1 protein-coding gene is annotated in these 1,362 nt (G+C 31.9%); it reads left to right on the plus strand.

From position 1 onward, the window contains the following. The first annotated feature begins 61 nt into the window (after positions 1-61). Entirely contained in the window at positions 62-1,246 is a 1,185-nt protein-coding gene (locus tag COZ07_RS10510) for an IS256 family transposase (RefSeq protein ID WP_406608518.1), read from the plus strand. The last annotated feature ends 116 nt before the right edge of the window (positions 1,247-1,362 follow it).

Below are 1,362 nucleotides of genomic sequence, written 5' to 3' on the forward strand. Positions count from 1 at the left end.
AGACCGTATAATAAATTGTGTCTGGTATAATAAAAAAGTAATTAACTTTTAAAAAAATATTATGCCAAAGTACAAAAAGATTTTAGAAAGTAGTATTAAAAATTTAAGAAGTTCTCTGACCGAATTATCCTTGGATCAATTCTTAGCTTCGACCATTGATTCATTAATGGAAATAGAACGAGGAGAATATTTGGAGCAAGCCAAAGACAAAGGCAATGGATTTTACGGTCGAGCCTTTAATTCGTTACGAAAGAATTGTTTGCAAATAAATGTGCCCAGAACAAGAACCGGCGAGTTTTCTCCCAACACGCTTGAGCTGGTAAAAATCAATCAAGAGCAGGTCAATGAACTTTGTTTATCACTGTACAAGAAAGGAATGACTTCAAGAGATATTTCTGATTTAATCAAAGAGATGTTTGGTGAAGGAGTCAGTGCCACAAAAATTACCAACTTAGCGAAAGTATTTCATAAATTCCGAGACGCTTGGGAGAACAGCCAATTAGACAAACATTATTTGGTTTCATTCTGCGATTGCATCTTTATTACCGTAAGAAGAGGAGATAGTTATTCCCGAGAAGCCATTTATGTCTCCTATGGAGTAAGAACTGATTTTAAGCGGGAAATACTGGCTTTATCAATCAATCCAACCGAAGGAGCAAGTGAATGGGGGCAGATTTTTGAAAAACTAAAAAAGAGAGGAATAGAAAAGATTGACTTGTTTGTCGCTGACGGACTATCCGGACTAGAAGAAGAAATTCATCGTGTTTTTTCTGAGAGTAAATTTCAAAAATGCGTAGTGCATAAAATGCGCAATATTTTAAACAAAACCAGACCAAAAGACAAAGCGGCAATGGCCGAAGATCTAAAAGAAGTTTTTGATAATTTCAGTTCGGATTCGACAACTGAAAAGGCCTTAAAAAAAGCAGACAAATTTTGTAAAAAATGGAAAGACAAATATCCTAATTTAAAAAGATTCTTTCAAGAAGAAACTATTGAATATTATTTTACCTATATTGATTTTAATCCTAAAGTGAGACGGATGATTTATACGACCAACAGTATTGAAAATTTAAACCGGATTATCAGAAAAGCCACGAAGAATAAATTATCCTTTGAGAGTCCAGATAATTTACTTGATTATGTTTTTATGATTACTAAGGAATTTGAAGAAAAAAACTTTATGAAATATCCGGTAAGTAATTTTAAATATTTTAATTTTAATAAAAGTCAGACACAATTAAGTTGACAATCCCAAATTAGCGGTATTATGTTAATATAAAATTATAAAAACCTAAAAATATAAAAATATGAATCAAGAATCAAGAATCAAGAAGCAAGAAGCAAGAAGCAAGAATCTAGAAT

Source organism: Candidatus Infernicultor aquiphilus (assembly GCF_002784285.1).
In the GTDB taxonomy this organism is placed as follows: domain Bacteria; phylum Atribacterota; class Phoenicimicrobiia; order Phoenicimicrobiales; family Phoenicimicrobiaceae; genus Infernicultor; species Infernicultor aquiphilus.